This is a genomic window from Shimia sp. NS0008-38b (assembly GCF_040370365.1).
In the GTDB taxonomy this organism is placed as follows: domain Bacteria; phylum Pseudomonadota; class Alphaproteobacteria; order Rhodobacterales; family Rhodobacteraceae; genus Shimia.
The window spans coordinates 740,693-758,934 of the sequence record NZ_BAABWQ010000003.1; the positions used below are offsets into that span (position 1 = coordinate 740,693).

General features: G+C 56.3%; 18 protein-coding genes. 9 read left to right on the plus strand and 9 right to left on the minus strand.

From position 1 onward, the window contains the following. Window positions 1-14: 14 nt before the first annotated feature. Window positions 15-533, plus strand: coding sequence for a DUF6653 family protein (locus tag ABWV47_RS15805; RefSeq protein ID WP_353313512.1), 519 nt, complete (start codon window positions 15-17; stop codon window positions 531-533). An 88-nt stretch (window positions 534-621) separates the two neighbouring features. Here the strand turns inward: ABWV47_RS15805 and xth are convergent, their stop codons facing one another. Both xth and ABWV47_RS15815 read right to left on the minus strand, forming a co-directional pair. Beyond that, on the minus strand, window positions 622-1,410 hold the full coding sequence (gene xth / locus ABWV47_RS15810) for an exodeoxyribonuclease III (RefSeq protein WP_353313514.1): 789 nt from the start codon (window positions 1,408-1,410) through the stop codon (window positions 622-624). 296 nt (window positions 1,411-1,706) lie between these two features. Continuing rightward, complete coding sequence (locus ABWV47_RS15815; RefSeq protein ID WP_353313516.1) at window positions 1,707-2,393, minus strand: response regulator transcription factor; 687 nt, start codon at window positions 2,391-2,393, stop codon at window positions 1,707-1,709. 160 nt (window positions 2,394-2,553) lie between these two features. On the opposite strand from ABWV47_RS15815, the gene ribA reads away from it, so the two are divergent. Both ribA and ABWV47_RS15825 read left to right on the plus strand, forming a co-directional pair. Next, the gene (gene ribA, locus ABWV47_RS15820; protein ID WP_353313908.1) at window positions 2,554-3,645 is read left to right on the plus strand and encodes a GTP cyclohydrolase II; all 1,092 of its coding nucleotides are present in this window, start codon (window positions 2,554-2,556) and stop codon (window positions 3,643-3,645) included. Continuing rightward, window positions 3,642-4,136 carry a L,D-transpeptidase family protein gene (locus ABWV47_RS15825; protein WP_353313518.1) on the plus strand — a complete coding sequence of 165 codons (495 nt, stop codon included), beginning with the start codon at window positions 3,642-3,644 and terminating at the stop codon, window positions 4,134-4,136. The genes ribA and ABWV47_RS15825 overlap by 4 nt, the downstream gene beginning before the upstream one ends. Window positions 4,137-4,178: 42 nt before the next feature. Here the strand turns inward: ABWV47_RS15825 and ABWV47_RS15830 are convergent, their stop codons facing one another. Next, a complete protein-coding gene (locus ABWV47_RS15830) occupies window positions 4,179-4,829 on the minus strand; it encodes a YggS family pyridoxal phosphate-dependent enzyme (RefSeq protein ID WP_353313520.1) in 651 nt (216 codons plus the stop codon). A 107-nt stretch (window positions 4,830-4,936) separates the two neighbouring features. After that, window positions 4,937-5,878, minus strand: coding sequence for a porin (locus tag ABWV47_RS15835; protein ID WP_353313522.1), 942 nt, complete (start codon window positions 5,876-5,878; stop codon window positions 4,937-4,939). 310 nt (window positions 5,879-6,188) lie between these two features. Between ABWV47_RS15835 and ABWV47_RS15840 the strand changes: the two genes are divergently transcribed. Continuing rightward, window positions 6,189-6,665 (plus strand): DUF3576 domain-containing protein, encoded by a 477-nt coding sequence (locus ABWV47_RS15840; protein WP_353313524.1) that lies wholly within the window; start codon window positions 6,189-6,191, stop codon window positions 6,663-6,665. 59 nt (window positions 6,666-6,724) lie between these two features. Here ABWV47_RS15840 and ABWV47_RS15845 read toward each other — a convergent pair whose 3' ends face one another. Continuing rightward, window positions 6,725-7,987 (minus strand): glycosyltransferase family 4 protein, encoded by a 1,263-nt coding sequence (locus ABWV47_RS15845; protein WP_353313526.1) that lies wholly within the window; start codon window positions 7,985-7,987, stop codon window positions 6,725-6,727. 185 nt (window positions 7,988-8,172) lie between these two features. Here ABWV47_RS15845 and leuS point away from each other — a divergent pair, with 185 nt between their 5' ends. From leuS to ABWV47_RS15865, 4 genes are all read left to right on the plus strand, one after another. Beyond that, on the plus strand, window positions 8,173-10,740 hold the full coding sequence (leuS, locus tag ABWV47_RS15850) for a leucine--tRNA ligase (RefSeq protein ID WP_353313528.1): 2,568 nt from the start codon (window positions 8,173-8,175) through the stop codon (window positions 10,738-10,740). Window positions 10,741-10,783: 43 nt separating this feature from the next. Next, the gene (locus ABWV47_RS15855) at window positions 10,784-11,230 is read left to right on the plus strand and encodes a hypothetical protein (RefSeq protein ID WP_353313530.1); all 447 of its coding nucleotides are present in this window, start codon (window positions 10,784-10,786) and stop codon (window positions 11,228-11,230) included. After that, the gene (gene holA / locus ABWV47_RS15860) at window positions 11,227-12,258 is read left to right on the plus strand and encodes a DNA polymerase III subunit delta (RefSeq protein WP_353313532.1); all 1,032 of its coding nucleotides are present in this window, start codon (window positions 11,227-11,229) and stop codon (window positions 12,256-12,258) included. The genes ABWV47_RS15855 and holA overlap by 4 nt, the downstream gene beginning before the upstream one ends. Window positions 12,259-12,436: 178 nt before the next feature. Beyond that, on the plus strand, window positions 12,437-13,024 hold the full coding sequence (locus tag ABWV47_RS15865; RefSeq protein WP_353313534.1) for a glutathione S-transferase family protein: 588 nt from the start codon (window positions 12,437-12,439) through the stop codon (window positions 13,022-13,024). A 42-nt stretch (window positions 13,025-13,066) separates the two neighbouring features. Here ABWV47_RS15865 and ABWV47_RS15870 read toward each other — a convergent pair whose 3' ends face one another. The 4 genes from ABWV47_RS15870 to ABWV47_RS15885 all read right to left on the minus strand — a co-directional run bounded on the left by ABWV47_RS15870 (window position 13,067) and on the right by ABWV47_RS15885 (window position 16,413). Beyond that, on the minus strand, window positions 13,067-14,224 hold the full coding sequence (locus ABWV47_RS15870) for a TIGR03862 family flavoprotein (protein WP_353313536.1): 1,158 nt from the start codon (window positions 14,222-14,224) through the stop codon (window positions 13,067-13,069). Then, window positions 14,221-15,534 carry a mechanosensitive ion channel family protein gene (locus ABWV47_RS15875; protein ID WP_353313538.1) on the minus strand — a complete coding sequence of 438 codons (1,314 nt, stop codon included), beginning with the start codon at window positions 15,532-15,534 and terminating at the stop codon, window positions 14,221-14,223. Before ABWV47_RS15875 ends, ABWV47_RS15870 begins: the two co-directional genes overlap by 4 nt. An 8-nt stretch (window positions 15,535-15,542) precedes the next feature. Further along, entirely contained in the window at window positions 15,543-15,692 is a 150-nt protein-coding gene (locus tag ABWV47_RS15880; protein ID WP_353313540.1) for a hypothetical protein, read from the minus strand. 109 nt (window positions 15,693-15,801) lie between these two features. After that, window positions 15,802-16,413 (minus strand): enoyl-CoA hydratase/isomerase family protein, encoded by a 612-nt coding sequence (locus ABWV47_RS15885; RefSeq protein WP_353313542.1) that lies wholly within the window; start codon window positions 16,411-16,413, stop codon window positions 15,802-15,804. Between the two features lie 306 nt (window positions 16,414-16,719). Here ABWV47_RS15885 and ABWV47_RS15890 point away from each other — a divergent pair, with 306 nt between their 5' ends. Then, window positions 16,720-18,222: a DUF2125 domain-containing protein gene (locus ABWV47_RS15890; RefSeq protein WP_353313544.1), complete on the plus strand. Its 1,503-nt coding sequence runs from the start codon at window positions 16,720-16,722 to the stop codon at window positions 18,220-18,222. Window positions 18,223-18,242 lie beyond the last annotated feature (20 nt).

Genomic DNA, 18,242 nt, shown 5'->3' on the forward strand with positions numbered 1-18,242 from the left:
GGAGTTGCCTGCACATGGCAAAGAAATGGGACATTTTTGCGCTTTCTGAACGCATGATGAGGATGGATGAGGCCGCTTGGGCACGCCATGCCAACCCTTGGAGCGTCTACAGTCGCATGTCGATCCTGCCCCTCATGACGCTTGCGATCTGGTCACGGCTCTGGCTCGGCTGGGGCGCATTGGGCCCGGTTGCACTGGTCCTGCTGTGGGTGTGGTATAACCCGCGCGCCTTTTCAGAGCCCAAAACCACCAACAATTGGGCCGCCCACGGCACGTTCGGCGAACGTATTCTATTGAACCGACATGCCATTGAAATTCCGAAACATCACATACAATGGGCTGTGGCGCTCAGCATGGTGGCTGGCTTTGGGGCGCTGCCTTGGATCTATGGGATGTGGCAGATGGACATCGGCATGACCCTTTTTGGGCTCAGCTTGATGATCGGTGCCAAACTCTGGTCGGTGGATCGCATGGTTTGGCTCTATCAGGACAGGAAAGACGCAGATGCCAGGTACGCTGGTTGGTCCAAATAGAGCGCCGGAGCCGCGCATGTCGCGGCGCTATACCAATGCAAAGCACCCCAGCTTTGATGTGGGGTTTCAGGACGAGAGCCCGCGATTATTACAGGTCAAACGTGGCAAACACCGGAGCATGGTCAGAAGGTTTTTCCCAGCCACGGGCATCGCGGAAAACGCGGCTGGAGTGTCCCGCGTTGGAAATGTCGCCTGTGGCCCAGATGTGATCAAGGCGACGCCCCTTGTCGGCGGCATCCCAATCCCGCGCACGGTATGACCACCAGCTGTATAGCCGCCCGTCCGGGATATCCTGTCGGGTGATGTCAATCCAGCCACCGGCCTCTTGAGTTTCCGCCAGCTTCTCGACTTCAATTGGCGTGTGGCTGACCACTTTCAAAAGCTTCTTATGATCCCACACGTCATCTTCGCGGGGCGCGATGTTTAGGTCACCAACAAGAATGGCTTTTTGCGGGCTGTCTTTGCGAAAGTAGTCACGCATGTCTGCAAGATAGTCGAGCTTTTGGCCAAATTTCTCGTTCTTTTCCCGGTCCGCGACGTCCCCGCCTGCGGGCACGTAGAAATTGTGCACCGTCACGCCATTTTCCAGCTGACCTGCGATGTGACGGGCGTGGCCGAGATCGGCAAAATCTTCGCTGGCGGCTTCAACCATTGGAATCTTGGAAAAGATGGCAACACCATTGTAGCCCTTCTGCCCGCGCGCCACCATATGCGTGTAGCCAAGCGCAGCAAAAGCTTCCGTTGGAATCTTATCCACTGGGCTTTTGCACTCTTGCAAGCACAGGACATCCGGCGCCTCTTCTTCCATGAGCTTCAGCACAATCGGCTCGCGCAACCGCACCGAGTTGATGTTCCAAGTGGCAAGAGTGAAGGACATGTGGCGCTCCCGGCTGATTTTGAGCCGACCCTAGCGATGCCACCCACATCTGCCAATGCGAAATCCTGCGCAATTGACCCTGCATATTCGCATAGACAGGAGCCGAAACAAAAAAAGGCCCGAGCCAAAGCCCGGGCCAGTCCAACAGGGAGGTTCATGTCATAACCCGGACATGAGCGGGAACACGTTCGTCGTTGTAAATGCAGTGGCTCAGATAATGCTTTGAGCCACATCAACGTAACATATTTAGTAACTGCTTTCTGTTTCAGAAGTGTTGCAGGCTCAAATCGGCGGGTTTATGCCACCAGCCGATATCCGCCGCTCTCCGTAATGAGCAATCGCGCATTGGAGGGATCGGGTTCAATTTTCTGGCGCAAACGGTAGATATGTGTCTCCAACGTGTGTGTTGTGACACCCGCGTTGTACCCCCAGACCTCGTGGAGCAACACGTCCCTAGCCACTACACCGTCCGTGGCGCGATACAGAAACTTCAGGATGTTTGTCTCTTTTTCCGTGAGGCGAATCTTACGTTCATCATCCGTGGTCAGTAGCTTCATCGACGGTTTGAACGTATATGGCCCCAACTGGAACACAGCGTCTTCAGATTGCTCGTGCTGACGCAATTGGGCGCGAATCCGCGCAAGCAGCACTGGGAACTTAAAGGGTTTGGTCACGTAGTCGTTGGCACCCGAATCGAGCCCCAGAATGGTGTCTGCGTCACTGTCGTGACCAGTCAGCATCAGGATTGGGCTTTTGACGCCCTGCTTGCGCATCAGGCGGCACAGCTCGCGACCGTCCGTGTCAGGCAGCCCCACGTCTAGGATGATAATATCGTAGAGACCTTCCTTGACCCGTGACATTGCTTCCGAACCGTTGGCCGCTTCAAAAACGTCGAAGTCCTCGGTCATCACCAACTGCTCAGACAGCGCTTCGCGCAGATCATCATCATCGTCCACCAACAGGACTTTTTTCAACTGTGCCATAGTCATCTCCGGGTTGCCGTGTTGTCATCCATTTGAGGTTGGATCACGCAGGCGACAAGATTTACTGCAATCGCCTCACGGCCTCGTGTTTCAGCAGCGTCAAATGTTTCATATTGCTGCAATCAAGGCTACATGTGATGCGCCAACGGCTGAGGACACCATGAGTTTTGCACCCGACATCATAGAAAGATTGGCGCGCGCGCGCGCAGACCTGCGAATGGGGGTGCCAATTGTGCTTACGGGAGGCGACACACCACTGCTGGTCTTGGCCGTGGAAACCCTGACCGAGTCGCGCCTTGCGGAGGTGCGCACCCTGACCAATGCGCCGCATCTGGTGATCACTGCCCGGCGCGCCGACACTTTGAAAGCGCGCGCCTACGATGGTGATGTGGCCCGTGTCACATTGCCTGCGGATGTTGATCTCGCATGGGCGCAGAGCATTGCCGCCCCGGAAGATGATCTGCGCAACCCGATGAAGGGCCCTCTGCTTACAGAACGCGAAGGCCAAGCTGATCTGCACCGTGCCGCTGTCAAGATCGTGAAATCCGCACAGCTGTTGCCTGCGGCCCTGACTGTTGCCCTTCCAGAGGCTGCCGAATTTGCGCTCGCGCATGGATTGACCGTGATCTCAGCAGCACTGGCAGAGCCTCATTTGGCTGCGACGAGTCCGCTCCACCCGGTGGTGCATGCCAAACTTCCCATGGCAGCCGCGGATGCGGGACGGTTGCACATTTTTCGTCCGGAAGATGGCGGCGCGGAGCACTATGCCATTGAAGTGGGCCGCCCTTCACGCGACCGCGCAGTGCTGGCGAGATTGCATTCCGCCTGTTTCACCGGGGATGTTTTGGGGAGTCTTAAATGTGACTGTGGCCCGCAATTGCATGCCGCCATGGCCCATATGGGGCAAGCCGGTGAAGGCATATTGCTGTACTTAAACCAAGAAGGCCGCGGCATCGGGTTGGCCAATAAAATGCGGGCTTATTCCTTGCAAGATCAAGGCTTTGACACCGTTGAGGCCAACCACCGTCTGGGATTTGAAGATGATGAGCGCGATTTTCGGATTGGTGCAAAAATTCTACAGGAAATGGGATTTTCACAGGTGCGGCTGCTGACCAACAACCCCCGCAAAATCGAGATGATGCAAAAAGCGGGCATCGCCGTCACAGAACACGTGCCACTTAAAGTGGGCGAAAATGCATACAATCAACATTATCTGGCCACCAAGGCCCGTAAATCGGGACATATGCTGTGACGCCCAATGATCTGGTGCTGACGCCACGCGGCGTACGTTTCTGGGGCCGGTATATTCCGTGTAGCATTGGCAAAGGCGGCCTGACGTCCACCAAACAAGAGGGGGATGGCGCGACACCTCGGGGCACCCACCATGTTGTTGGCCTGCTCTACCGAGCTGATCGGATGGCCAGACCCACCAGCTGGGCGGAGCCGATTGGTAAAGATGATCTTTGGTCAGATGAGTCCGGTGACACGGCCTATAACCAATGGGTGTGCGCGCCTTACGGAGCCAGCCATGAGCGTTTGCGCCGCAGCGATCCGCTCTACGACTTAATCTTGGTGCTAGACTGGAACTGGCCTCAGGCCACGCCAGGGGCGGGCTCTGCTATTTTTATGCATCAATGGCGCCGTCCCGGATATTGCACAGAGGGCTGTATCGCCTTTTCGCGTTCAAATTTACGCTGGATAGCTGCGCGTGCCACACCGGGCACACGCGTGATCGTCAGGTAGTCAATTCTTCAGGGCATTTTGGGAGCATTCAGATCCGGAGATTTAGTAATCGCGTGCCCCAAAAATAGCAGACCCCACGCGCACATGTGTGGCCCCAAGCGCCACAGCGCGCTCGTAGTCGCCACTCATGCCCATCGAAAGCCCGGACAGGCCTGTGCGGGCGGCGAGTTTTGCCAAGAGCGCAAAATGCAAAGAAGGTTCTTCATCCACAGGCGGGATGCACATCAGACCGACCACAGGCAAATCCAACGCACTACACTCTACCACAAAGGCCTCGATCTCAGACGGAAGGACACCAGATTTTTGTGCTTCTTCACCGGTGTTCACCTGAATGAACAGCTCCGGACAATGGCCCTCTTCCTGCGCGAGACGGGCCAAAGTCTTGGCAAGTTTGGGGCGATCCAGAGAATGGATGGCATCAAACAATCCCATCGCTTGTCGGGCTTTGTTGGTTTGAAGCGGGCCAAGCAGATGCACCTTGGCATCTGGATAGGTTTCGCGGAAAATGGGCCATTTACCTGCGGCCTCTTGCACTTGGTTCTCACCAAAAAGCCGGTGACCTTGTTCCAAGACCTCGATGACACGTGCATCTGGTTGCCGCTTGCTGACCGCGATCAACTGGGCTGCACCTTCAGGACGGCCTGCGGCGGCCTCTGCTTTGGCGATGTGGGCGGAAATTTCGGTGAGCGACATTAGCAAACCCTTCGTTGGTGGCAGGTCGCAGACATCACACTTTTGCGCAAAAAGAAAGGGGCAGGCTCTTGCGAGCCCGCCCCAAAAGACTTGGTGTTGTTCAGCTATTAGAAGCTGAATTTTACACCCAGGTCAGCTGCTGTGTTGCCAGCTGCGTTGGAACCAACACCGGCACCCAGAGTAACGCCGCCACCCAGAGAGTGGTTAACACCGATACCGAAGGAAGTGTCGTTTGCTGTGTCGCCACCTGTGGAAACAGCTGCAACCAGAGTGGTCGCTGCGGAAATCGCGTAGGAGCCAGAAGCACCAACCAGGATGTCGTCTTGTGCGTCGTTGTCACCAACAATCACGTTGTAGCCGAAGTCACCAAAGGAACCACCAGCACCAAGGACCCACTGGTCGCTGGAGTCGGAGCTACCGTAAGCCAAACCAACTTTATGCGCGCCGAAGCTGTAGCTTGCACCAACTTGGAAGTTTTCTTCTGCAGCGTCAGCGTCGGCTGCTGGCAGATCGTTTGCTTCGGTGTAAGAAGCGCTGACTGCGAAATCGCCTGCAGAGTACAGAACTTTAACAGTGTTAGCGTCTTCGTTGCCTGCACCGGAGAAACCGTTAGCAATGAAGCCTTCTTTGTTGGAGTTCTGCTCGATGAAGCCTGTGAAGCCTACACCAGTACCACCCCAGCTGAAGTGATCGCCGGAGTCCAGAACGTCAGATACGGAACCTACGTCAACACGCAGACCGCCAGTGGATACTGCGAAGCCAACTGCGCCTGGGCCAACACCGGTAGAACCGTTAGAAGTGCTGTTGCCTGCGTCGGATGTGAAACCTTCGTTGGACTCAAGACGGATACGAGCTTCGAACTTAACGCCGCCATCGGTTTCTGCGATGCCAGTGAAGTTGATACGAATACGCTGCTCAAGAATAGTTTCTTCAGCGCGGTTTTCTTCGTAAGTCAGACCAAAACGTGCGGAGCCGGATACGGCCAATTCTGCTGCTGCTACGGATGCGGTTGCAACCAGTGCAGTTGTAGCGAAGAGAATCTTTTTCATGATTTTTCCCTCGGATTTCCAATTCATGCGCCCAACCCGGAGAATCCGTAATTGGGTATGCGGTAGTCTCTCGCTCTTTTTGGGGTGTTTTGGCAAGCGCATCGAAAAGCTTTAAGAGAAAGTGACCAGACGTGGTGCAGACATGCCACACCCAACCATAGTGGCAAAATTTCGCCGATAAGTTAACCATTTGACAGGCATGGGGCATCTATAGACACCGTCACGACTGCTCCAAAGACTTCTGCAAGACTCTTGCTCAAGTGGCGCAGCTTGGCTAGGACGGGTACAAACCACGTCTTGAGGCAGTTTAATGGAACTTCACCGTCGTCCCGTCCTTTTGGCCGCACTTGTTGCTGCGCTCACCCTAACGGCCTGTGGCAATAGGAATAAAAACCCCACTGGCTTGCTGTTGGATGGTCGCACGACGGAATACACTCAAGAACGTGAGACGATTTGGGACGCCTTTGGCCCGGACAACTCAGATGAAACTGTCCGTGTGAACAAATATCTTTGGGCGGCGTCGCTTGAAGTGCTTGATTTCCTGCCAGTGCAAACTGTGGACCCCTTTAGTGGCGTGATCTCTACTGGCTACGGCACACCTCCGGGTGGCGGACGGTCCTACCGTGCCACGATCTATATCCGCGACTCAGCGCTTGATGCGCGTTCTCTCAATGTTGCGCTGCAATCCAGCGGTGGACGCGCCGTGCCCGAAAGCACTGCACGGGCTGTGGAAGACGCTATCCTGACCCGCGCGCGCCAGCTGCGCATTCAGGACCGCAAGATCTAAGCACCTCTAAGACACGCGTTACAATGAGCCGCAGCAGAAATGCCGCGGCTTTTTTTGTATCAGCTGCGCAATGCTCCCGGGTCCATGTTGTAGAGACTGTCTATCCAGTCGAGTTGTTTTGGAAGGCAGTGATTTTGCAAATCATACGTCTCAACCGCCATGGCACGGGAAGCTTGCGCCATATGTGCACGCATGTCGGCATCCTCCAAAACCGTGGAAATTTCCGCAACCATGCGATCGCCGTCAAAGAAAGGGAACAAGCGGCCGGTTTCGCCGTGTTTGATCACCTCTGCCACGGGGGCGGTGTCGCTCGCAATGATCGGCGCGCCGATAGACATCGCCTCCAACAAGGACCAGCTGAGCACAAATGGATAGGTCAAATAGACATGTGCGCGGCTGATTTGCAGCATCGAGAGGAATTGATCATAAGGCACTTTGCCTAAGAAATGCACCCGCTCCCAGTTGGGAGTTGGGATTTTGCCACGCACTTCGTCGATGTATTTCTGTTTCCACGTGGTGCCTTTGGGCGGTTGCGCGCCATAACTGACCTCGTCCCCACCGACAATCAGCACATGTGCATTTGGTCGCGCCTTCAGCAAGTCCGGCAGGGCGCGCATAAAGACGTGATACCCTCGGTATGGTTCCAGATTGCGGTTCACAAACGTGATGACCTCATCTTCACGCGTAAGGACCGTGTCATCATCAAGCGCAAAGGATGCCTTTGCGTTTGGCCGCACCACATCTGTATCAATGCCATCGTGAATGATGCTGATCAGGTCTTGGTACTCCTCGGGGAATGTTGATGCTTGGAACTGTGTGGGGCTGATCATCAGATCAACGGTCTGACGGTGCATCATATTGTTGATGTTCTTCAGACGCAGCCGGATAGACTCCGTGTCGTCATGGGCTTTGGGAAACTCAGGGTCAAAGCTCGTGTCCGTGTCTTTAAGTGTGTAGTAGAGTTCACCGTACAGACCAATGCGCGCTGTGGGCCAGAGATCGCGCAAAAACATCGACTCGCCCCAGCCGGGGTGCGCAACAATCACATCCGGCGTATAATTCTCTGCATCCCGAATTTGGCGTGCTACACTATAGCAAGCCTCAGCCCGCAACATCTTGGTTTCGAAATCCACCATCCATGGATGTAACCCCTGCGCCGGTTTGCGTTTGATCGCATAGGGATACAGTTTGACCCCTTTCCACCCCCCAGGCTCTTTGACACGCAATGTGATGCACCGCACATCATGGCCGCGCTCCACCAATGCGGGGGCCAGATGCTTGAACTGTCCGGGGAAATTCTGGTGAATGAAAAGGATCTTCACGCGTTTGTACCTGTAAAATTCTTCTGTTTCAGCCTGTATAGCGCAGAAATTGTCTTGGGTAAGCCAGTGCATAGGTCAAATTGAGGCGCTTCTTGCTGGACCCAGCGGGCCTGTCGGCCTATCACCTTGCCCGAACCGCGCCACGCAATGGGTGGCTGAGACCAGAATCAAAAAGGTGACACCCTATGTCGCGCTATAGCCCCGCTGAGATCGAAGCCCGCTGGCAAGAAGCCTGGAGCAAGAACGAAACCTTTAAGGCCGTTCGGGATGAAGCCAAGCCCAAATACTACGTGCTGGAGATGTTCCCTTACCCGTCTGGCAAACTGCACATGGGGCATGTGCGCAACTACACCATGGGGGATGTGATCGCGCGCTACAAAATCGCCACCGGTCACAACGTGCTGCACCCTATGGGCTTTGACGCCTTTGGTATGCCGGCCGAGAACGCCGCAATGGCCAGCGGGGGACACCCCAAGGATTGGACCTATTCCAACATCGACACGATGGTGGAACAGATGAAGCCGCTGGGCCTGTCACTTGATTGGTCGCGCATGTTTGCGACCTGTGATGAGGATTATTACGGACAGCAGCAGGCGCTGTTCCTCGACTTCCTTGAAAAAGGTCTGGTCTATCGCAAGAACGCTGTGGTGAACTGGGACCCGGTCGACATGACCGTGCTTGCCAACGAGCAAGTTGAAGGGGGCCGTGGTTGGCGCTCTGGCGCCTTGGTGGAGCGGCGTGAACTGACGCAATGGTTCTTTAAGATTTCAGAGCACTCTGATGAATTGCTGACAGCCCTAGACGATCTGGACAATTGGCCTGCCAAGGTGCGGCTGATGCAAGAGAACTGGATCGGCAAGTCCCGCGGGTTGGAGTTTGGGTTTGAGCGCACAGATGGTGGCGAGCCAATCACCGTGTACACGACACGCCCAGACACCTTGATGGGTGCGTCTTTTGTCGGAATTTCGCCCGACCACCCGATTGCGAAGGAGCTGGAAGCGTCTCACCCTGAGGTCGCGGCCTTTGTGGCGGAGTGCCGCAAGGGTGGCACCACCGAAGAGGCCATCGAGACCGGCGAGAAGTTGGGCTATGACACCGGCATTCGTGTGAAACACCCGCTGAACCCTGAGTGGGACCTGCCGGTCTGGATCGCGAATTTCATTCTGATGGATTACGGCACGGGCGCGATTTTTGCCTGTCCTGCACATGATCAGCGCGATTTGGATTTCTGCCGCAAGTATGATTTGCCGGTGGTCGATACGTTCTATGCGATTGGTGATGAGACACCAGTGGACAAAACCGCCTTTGTGCCAGGCAAAGACGAAAAGGTGAAATGGGTGAACCATTTTGCTGGTCTGGATGAGGCCACCGGCCAAGAGGCCATCGATGTGACCATCGATTTTGCCGAGAAGGCCGGTTGGGGCAAAGGCGTGACCAACTTCCGCCTGCGCGATTGGGGCCTGAGCCGTCAGCGTTATTGGGGCTGCCCCATTCCTGTGGTGCATTGTGACAGCTGTGGCGTGGTGCCGGAGAAAAAAGAAAACCTGCCAATCGCGCTGCCGTATGATGAAGACGGCAAAGCCATTGATTTTTCGGTGCCCGGCAATCCGCTGGACCGTCACCCAAGCTGGCGTGATTGCAGTTGCCCGAAATGTGGCGCACCTGCGAAGCGTGAGACCGATACGATGGACACCTTTGTGGACAGCTCTTGGTATTTCGCGCGCTTCACCGCGCCCACGGCGGACACACCCACTGTGGCCGAAGACGCCGCGTATTGGATGAACGTTGATCAATACATCGGCGGCATTGAGCACGCGATTCTGCACCTGCTCTACTCACGGTTCTTTGCGCGGGCGATGCACATTTGTGGCCATCTGCCAGAAACGGCAATTGAGCCCTTTGACGCGCTGTTCACCCAAGGCATGGTGACCCACGCGATCTACAAACGTGAAAATCAAAGCGGTCGCCCGAGTTATTTCTACCCCGAAGAGGTGGAGCTGCGCGACGGTAAAGCGTTTTTGAAAGAGGACGGTTCGGAAGTGGATATTGTGCCATCTGCGAAGATGTCCAAATCCAAGAACAACGTGGTGGACCCTCTCTTTATTATCGAAAACTACGGCGCCGACACCGCGCGCTGGTTTGTGTTGTCTGACAGCCCGCCCGAGCGGGATGTGGAATGGACCGCCTCAGGCGCGGAGGCCGCCTACAAACACCTCACCCGCGTTTGGGGCCTCTGTGACAGGATTGGCACCATGGACGAGGCTGACAAAGGGCAAGGCGATGACACCTTGTTGCGCGAGATGCATAAAGCGATCCGCGATGTGACGCTGGGCGTGGAGAGCTTTGGCTTTAACGCGTCAATTGCGAAGCTCTATGCTTTCACCAACGCGATTGCCAAATCCAAGGCCGGTAAAGCCGCCAAGCGGGAAGCCATCATGACCTTGGCGCAGTTGATGTCGCCAATGACACCGCATTTGGCAGAGGACATCTGGGCGCATCAAGGCGGCGAAGGTCTCGTGGTCAACGCCCCGTGGCCCGTGGCCGATGAGGCGATGCTGATTGAGGCCAATGTGACCATGCCCATTCAAATCAACGGCAAACGGCGTGGGGAAATCACCGTTCCCAAAGATATGCCAAAAGAAGAGGTTGAAAAGCTGGCGCTGGCACAGGAAGCTGTGGTGCGCACGCTGGATGGGGCCCAGCCTAAGAAAATCATCGTTGTCCCCGGTCGGATTGTGAATGTCGTCGCTTAATCGCCGCCTCTTTTTGATATCTGCCGCTGCTTTTGGGAGCACCGTGAGCGGCTGTGGATTTGCACCTGTTTATGGCACCGATGGGGCTGCCTCTGGTCTGCTCAACAACGTTTTGGTGGATGCACCGGACGCGCACGAAAGTTATCTTTTGGTGCGCGAACTGGAATATCGGCTTGGCCAGCCCGGCGGCGGTGCGCAATATGGATTGTCGCTGGCGATGGAACTGGACGAGCAGGCCGTGGGCAAAACCGTTGCGCAGGTGACAAACCGCTTTGATGTCTTGGGGGCCGTCACCTATGCGCTGCGCGATCTGGGCACCACAGAGGTGCGCAGCACCGGGCGCGTGTCAACCTTTGTAAGCTACTCTGCCAGTGGCAGCACGGTGTCAGAACTGGCCTCCAAACAGGATGCCTATGAGCGCTTGATGGTGATTTTGGCAGATCGCATCGTCGCTGAGCTGCAGGCCGCCGAAGTGGCCAAACCCGCATGAAGTTAAGCGCGCGTGACGCCAACCGCTATTTTGGCACCCCAGATGCAAATCGCACGGGTGTGCTGATTTACGGGCCGGATGCGATGCGGGTGGCGCTTAAGCGACAGGAGCTGATTGCCGCACTGATTGGCCCACAGGGCGAAGAGGAAATGCGGCTCACACGTATTCCCGGCGCGGAACTGCGCAAAGACAAAGCGCGTCTGGTCGATGCCACCAAAGAAGTGAGCTTTTTTCCTGGGCCCCGCGTTGCCTTTGTGGAGGATGCAACCGACACGGCTGCGCCTGCGGTTTTGGCCGCTTTGGAAGACTGGATGCCGGGGGATGCCCAGATTGTGGTGACAGCCGGGCAGCTCAAGGCCAGCTCCAAGATCCGCAAGGCGTTTGAGACCCATAACAATGCCTATGCCGTGGGGATCTACAACGACCCGCCCAGCCGCGAAGAGATTGAGGTGGATCTGAAAACGGCCGGTTTGCACGCGATTGATTCAGAAGCGATGACCGATCTGTTCAACTTGGCGCGTGCACTGGACCCCGGTGATTTCCGGCAGACCTGCGAAAAGCTGGCACTGTACAAATTCCAAGACACCCAGCCCGTCACGTCAGAGGATGTGGCGGCTTGCGCGCCGGTCTCGACAGAGGCTGCGCTTGACGATGTGCTCAACATTGTGGCTGAGGGACGCGCTCAAGAGATTGGTCCTGTGCTGCGCAAACTGGAAGCGCAAGGCGTGAACCCGGTCTCTTTGATCATCTCCGCCACCCGCCATTTTCGCGCACTCTATGGCGCGGCCGCCGACCCCGGCGGTGCCGCAGCTGGGATAGCCCGAATGCGCCCGCCAATTTTCGGCCCGCGCCGGGATCGCATGGTGCGCCAAGCTTCTGGCTGGGGCGCAACAAAGCTAGAGCAAGCTTTGACGGGGCTTACGGACACCGATTTGCAGCTGCGCTCGGCTGGGCAACGCGCGCCAGAGATGGCGCTGGTGGAACGATTGTTCTTGCGCTTGGCAATGCTCGCGCGCCGTAGCGGCTAGACGCCATAGGCTCAGCGCAAGCTGAGCCGGGCCCAAGACTTTGCGGGGCGGCGTGCCGCCGTGCAAAGACGCGGGAGCTTTGCCTGTCTACACGACACCCTTGCGTCATTTGGCCGAAATACACTTGAGGTCAAAGCCGTTTCCGCACAGGCTGCTGCATCAGTCAGGGAGGACATAAGTGTACGAAGTTGTCGGAAGCCCAACCAGCCGCGCGTTTCGCGTGATGTGGTTGCTAGAGGAATTGGGACAGCCTTACATGTTGTCACCAGAAAAACCACATTCTGAACGGGTCACCGCACTGAACCCCTCAGGCAAAATTCCTGTGTTGATCGACGGAGCGGCCCAGATCACCGACAGCGTCGCAATCATGACCTACCTCGCTGACAAACATGGCGCGTTGACCTATCCGGCAGGCACGGTGGAGCGTGCCCATCAGGACAGTTTCACACAACAGGTGCTCGACGAAGTGGAAGCCGGGCTTTGGACGGCCAGCCGCCACAACTTTGTCTTACCCAAGGACCGCAGGGTGCCAGAGATAAAAGACACCCTGATGTGGGAGTATACGCGCGGCATCTCAAACGTCTTAAAGCGTAAAAAGGGAACCTACCTGATGGGAGACATGATGACCGTGCCGGACATCCTGCTGACCCAATGCGCGACGTGGGCGAAGTTTGAAGAATTTCCAACGGACAATGAAGACCTGCTCAACTATATCAAAATCACGCGAGGCCGCCCTGCGTTTCGAAAGTTGATTGATAAGATGTGAGGGGCCAGCACGCCAACGTTTAGGGAAATCTATGCCCCAAACCTATTGGCCTTGCGCCAGAAATGCCTGTGCATGTTGTCCGGCCCAGCGACCGGTCGACAGGCAAGCGGTAAGCAGGTAGCCGCCTGTCGGGGCCTCCCAGTCCAGCATTTCTCCAGCGGCAAAGACCCCTGCGGTGTCCTGCAGCATCAGGCCTTCGGTGACCCCGCTTAGGCGAAACCCACCGGCGGTGCTGATCGCCTCATCGACGGGACGCGCACCCGCATGCCGCACAGGCAACGCTTTGATCAGAGGGGCCATATCATCCGGAAAAGGATGGCCAAACTCCCTCAGCAGCGCTTGCTTTTCCCCGGAAAGCTTCAAGGACTTGCGCAAGAAATTGGCGAGGCTCATTTTCCCGCGCGGACGCAGAAGCCGTTTGCGTATGTGGTCCTCCGTCATATCCGGCAGCAGATCCAGCACAAGAGAGTGGCCTTCCCGCATCTGGCGCGACACGGCGTAGATGCCGCCGCCTTCAACTCCGCGCTCTGAGATCACAAACTCTGCGCGCACCGATGTGTCTCCTGCCGTCAGTCTGACGTTCTTAACCGGCGCCCCAAAATGGCGCGGCATGTGCGGTGACCAGTTCACATGAAACCCCATATTGGCAGGCTGAAAGGGCGCTATGGCGGCCTCCATCCAATCCGCCCACGCCCCATCCGAACCCAAGCGCGCCCAGCTTGCGCCGCCACAGGCCAGTACGGTGACTTTCGGCGTGAGCGACTGCACCCCGTTCGGGGTGTCAAAATCAAAATGTCCACCACACCAGCGCCAACGCGTGCGAATATCCACGCCCTGAGCGTCTAGTTTGGCAAGCCAAGCCCGCATCAGTGGCGAGGTCTTCATCACCTTGGGGAACACCCGCCCGGAAGAGCCCGTGAACATTTCTTGTCCCAACCCCTCGGCCCAAGTCATCACCTCTTTGGGCCCAAATGCCTCCAGCATCGGGCGCAAAAAAGGCGCGGCCTCTTGGTAGTGGGCAAGGAAAGCCTCAAAGGCTTCGTCTTTGGTCAGGTTCAGGCCGGATTTCCCTGCCATCAAAAATTTACGCGCCACGGAGGGCTTCGCCTCTGCGACCACAACTGAATGACCTGCCGCTGACAGCACATCTGCCGCCATCAATCCTGCCGGGCCAGCGCCTATGATCAGCGCCTCTGTCACGCTTGAGGCAACGGGGTTTTGAGCTCTACCACGCGGTGCGGATACGGGATCTCGATGCCTTCCGACTTCAGAGCGTTCCATATGAGAAACAGCACATCGGACATGAACTTGTTTTTGCCGTCATCAATGCCCTCGACCCAGAATTCCACAGCAAAATCCACACCACTGTCGCCAAAGCCGCGCAATTCACAGTCCGGTGGAAAGGGTGTTGTCAAAACCCCGGGATGTTTTGCCACGGCGGCTTCAATGATCTCTGGCACCAAGTTGATGTCGGTGTCGTAGCTGACCGAAAATGGCGCTTCATACCGGTTGGCAGACCCGGAATCAGAAAAATTCACCACACGCGTGGTGATAAAGTCCTCGTTTGGCACCACAATCCAGCGGCCATCATAGGTCTCAAGAATGGTCGCGCGTGCGGTCATCTTAATGATGGTGCCGGCTTCGCCTCCGTCCAATTCCACGTAATCGCCAACAGTCGCCTGCCCTTCCAGCAAGAGGATCACACCGGAGATAAAATTGGAGGCAATCTTTTGCAGCCCAAAACCCAGACCCACACCAATCACACCGGTGAGCACCGCAAGCGAAGTGAGGCTGATGCCCATGATGTTCATCACAAGCAGAAAGGCGATGCCAAAGATCGCAATCTCCAGCGATTTGGCGATCAGTTCCCGCATCGCCGGGCGCATCTCTTCTTGGTTCTTAATAAACTGGCTGGATTGATCGTTGGACCAGCGTCCGAGCCAGAAAATCGCCCCCGCCACCACGACAAACCGGATGGCGAATAGAATTGAAAACGACAGATTGCCCAAGGGCACAACAGTCGCATCCAAATAGCCCATCGCGGGCTCCAGCAATCCCAACGCATAAAGCGCGGCCACCGGCACCAAGACATAGCGCCCCAGCACCTTCATGACCGGATCGGTGACGATTTCTTTCACCAGAATGCGCACTGCCAGCAACAAAAACACCCGCTTGCCAAAGGCGATCACCGCGCCCGAGCCAAAGAGAGAGCGGGTGACACTCTCACCAAGTCCTAAAAACACGTAGGCGAGAAGCGGCAACAACAAGGGCAGAAACAGTGCCACAAACCGCCGCGCACGGGCGACATAGCTGTCAACATCTGTGGGCGGCGTCAGCCAGCGTGCCAACACAGGCCCCAATTTGCGACTGACGTAGACCGCGGCCAAGTAGGCAACAATCAACAGAGCAAATTGCGACCACGCGGCCGGACTGAGCAACCACCCTTCGGCAAGCCCCCAAAGCCGGTCGCCTTGGGCCAGAGCGTCATTCATCAGGTCAGTCGGATCCATGTCGCAGTTCACTCATTGAAATCGTGGTTTGGGATATCGTCTTGCCCGTAGCCGACAAACAACTCAATCAAAATCCGAACGTCGTAGGGGCGAAAAACAGATGTCCGCCCTCCTTCGCTGATGCGTCGTGCACCGCGTCGCGAGATTTGAAAGCGCATATGCGCGGTCTTCTTGGTGGGGGAACACGCCGGTGACGGCGCAAGACATGGCCAAGTTGAGTTGGCCACAGAGAGAACGCCCGGCAGACACTATAAAACGTTCATCCGTTCAAACGCAGAGCTGCTTGATACCCAATGCGATCTTGGGCTGTGCGGCCAACGTGTCCGCGGCGATGGCACGCGCCACGTGCACAACATCCTGCGCAGGCACAATGCGTTCAATCAAACCAAAGCGCAGCGCCTCTTCAGCCGTGAACTTTTGCCCCCCCATCAGCATCAGCTTGGTTCGCGCAGGGCCAATCAGTGCTGACAGGCGCGCGGGGTCCGAAGGTTGTGGTAAAAACCCAAGTTTCATCACGGGATAAAAGAATGTGGCATGTGGCGCGGCAATGCGCAGATCACAGGCCAACGCCATACCGGTGGCGCCGCCCGCCAATGTGCCGTTGAGTGCCGCGATGGTCAGACCGGGCAGCGCAGCGATGGCGCTGGACAGTCGTTCCCAAACGTCGCTGGTGGCAAGACCCGCACGCGCTTCGTCCAGATCTGCGCCTGCCGAAAACACTTTACCTGTTCCGGTGAAAATTACGGCGCGCGCCTGATGCGCCGATTCCGCAATTTCGGCCAACTCCGTCAACATCGCTTCGGTTAAGGAATTGGCTTTTTGAGCCCGGTTGAGTGTGACAACCCAAAGTCCGCTGTCCTCTTGAATAAGATCAATCATTTCCGGTCCACTTTCTTTTCAATGATCTGCCCAATTCGACAGCAACTGTCACCGCACCATCTCAAGGCCACATCTGGCGATTTAGACTGACATCTGTCGCCATACGGCGCTTTTGCACGCGATGGGGCCGTGAAAACGCAGAAAATTGCCCATGCGCGCCAGTTCCAATCACCTCACCATAAAGGCAGTAAAGCGCCGATCGACAGACGTCCACATTCACGGGGAAAATTTGGCGGTCTTTGGCCCTTGACCCTGCCGCGCCTTCATCAGAAGCTTTAAGCCAGTTTTGAAAAGGAAGACATACTGATGCATATTTCTTCATCCCGCATTCTCGCCACAACGGCTTTGGCGACCGTTTTTGGAGCGCAGGCGGCTTTGGCTGATGTGTCCTCCAAAGAAGTCTGGGACAATTGGAAAACCTACATGACCTCCGCGGGCTATGACGTCTCAGCAACCGAGGCTGTGTCCGGCGACACATTGACCGTGACCGGCCTAACCATGGACATGGAACTGCCGGAAAGTGGCGGCAACGTCACAATGAACTGGGGGGTGATTTCCTTTAAGGAAAACGGAGATGGCACCGTATTGGTCACGATGCCTGAAACCACGCCTGTTTCGATGGTATCCAACTCCCCCTCTGAAAACTTCACCGTAAAAATGGATATGACTTCGGATCTGTCGACTGTGGCATCCGGAACAATCGAAGCGGTCACCTATGCTTATGGCTCCGCTGAGACCCGCTTTGAAGTGACCGAGCTGATCATCGACGGGGAGACGGTTCCCGACCTGGAGCTTGATGTGGTGTTCACCGGCTTTGCCGGTAACTATGATTTGACTCAGGGCGAGATGCTCTCCAGCGGTGGCACAACCACGGTAGACAGTGTTGAAATGACTCTGAATGCTGTGGATCCAGACAACGGGGCCCCTATTGATGTTGTCGCCTCGCTCAATGGGCTTGCGGCTGAGGTTGTGTCTTCCCTCCCAGCGGACGGACTTACCGGCAACCCCATGGCACTTTTCGTGCCCGGCATGAATCTGGCGGGTGGTTACACCTTTGATGCCATGCGGATGACCGCGAATTTTGTCGAAGACGGCACCCCGGGCGAAGTCTCCTTTGAGAGCCGTACCGGCAGCTTCAACATCGATATGGATGACCAAAAGCTGGCCTATGACGGTGATTTGACTGACCTAGTTTTCAAAGCCTATGGCTCAGAAATTCCAGTGCCTATTGACGTGAGCTTTGGCGAGATTGGATATGGCTTTAAGCTGCCGATCGCCGCATCAGAGGACGCGCAGGATTTTGCGTTCAACCTGAAGCTCGCAGACTTGAAAGTCTCAGAGTTGCTCTGGGGCATGTTTGACCCGGGCCAAGTGTTGCCACGCGACCCCGCCACTTTGATCGTAGATTTGGTCGGCAAAGGCACCGTTTTGATGGATTTGATGACATTGGATGAAACCACGGCTGAAATGCCAGGCGAGCTCAATGCGCTGACCATTCGTGACCTGCGGCTGAATGCGGCTGGTGCCAGCGTTGAAGGGTCCGGTGATTTTGTTTTTGACAACACAGACTTGGAAAGCTTTGACGGCATGCCACGGCCTGAAGGTGCGCTGGACCTGACAATCTCTGGCGCAAATGGCTTGATGGATAAGCTGACACAGATGGGGCTTTTGCCAGAAGAGCAGGCCATGGGGGCACGGATGATGATGTCTATGTTCACACAGCCCGGTGCTGGAGACGACACGCTGACCTCCAAGATTGAGGTGAACGCGCAGGGGCATGTGTCTGCCAATGGCCAACGCCTGAAGTAAGTCAGTCAAAACGAACATCA

Bases quoted from the DNA above. Each gene is read 5' to 3' on its own strand.
- ABWV47_RS15805 (WP_353313512.1), top strand. From the start codon at position 15: ATGGCAAAGAAATGGGACATTTTTGCGCTTTCTGAACGCATGATGAGG.
- xth (WP_353313514.1), bottom strand. From the start codon at position 1,410: ATGTCCTTCACTCTTGCCACTTGGAACATCAACTCGGTGCGGTTGCGC.
- ABWV47_RS15815 (WP_353313516.1), bottom strand. From the start codon at position 2,393: ATGGCACAGTTGAAAAAAGTCCTGTTGGTGGACGATGATGATGATCTG.
- ribA (WP_353313908.1), top strand. From the start codon at position 2,554: ATGAGTTTTGCACCCGACATCATAGAAAGATTGGCGCGCGCGCGCGCA.
- ABWV47_RS15830 (WP_353313520.1), bottom strand. From the start codon at position 4,829: ATGTCGCTCACCGAAATTTCCGCCCACATCGCCAAAGCAGAGGCCGCC.
- ABWV47_RS15835 (WP_353313522.1), bottom strand. From the start codon at position 5,878: ATGAAAAAGATTCTCTTCGCTACAACTGCACTGGTTGCAACCGCATCC.
- ABWV47_RS15840 (WP_353313524.1), top strand. From the start codon at position 6,189: ATGGAACTTCACCGTCGTCCCGTCCTTTTGGCCGCACTTGTTGCTGCG.
- leuS (WP_353313528.1), top strand. From the start codon at position 8,173: ATGTCGCGCTATAGCCCCGCTGAGATCGAAGCCCGCTGGCAAGAAGCC.
- holA (WP_353313532.1), top strand. From the start codon at position 11,227: ATGAAGTTAAGCGCGCGTGACGCCAACCGCTATTTTGGCACCCCAGAT.
- ABWV47_RS15875 (WP_353313538.1), bottom strand. From the start codon at position 15,534: ATGGATCCGACTGACCTGATGAATGACGCTCTGGCCCAAGGCGACCGG.
- ABWV47_RS15880 (WP_353313540.1), bottom strand. From the start codon at position 15,692: ATGCGCTTTCAAATCTCGCGACGCGGTGCACGACGCATCAGCGAAGGA.
- ABWV47_RS15885 (WP_353313542.1), bottom strand. From the start codon at position 16,413: ATGATTGATCTTATTCAAGAGGACAGCGGACTTTGGGTTGTCACACTC.
- ABWV47_RS15890 (WP_353313544.1), top strand. From the start codon at position 16,720: ATGCATATTTCTTCATCCCGCATTCTCGCCACAACGGCTTTGGCGACC.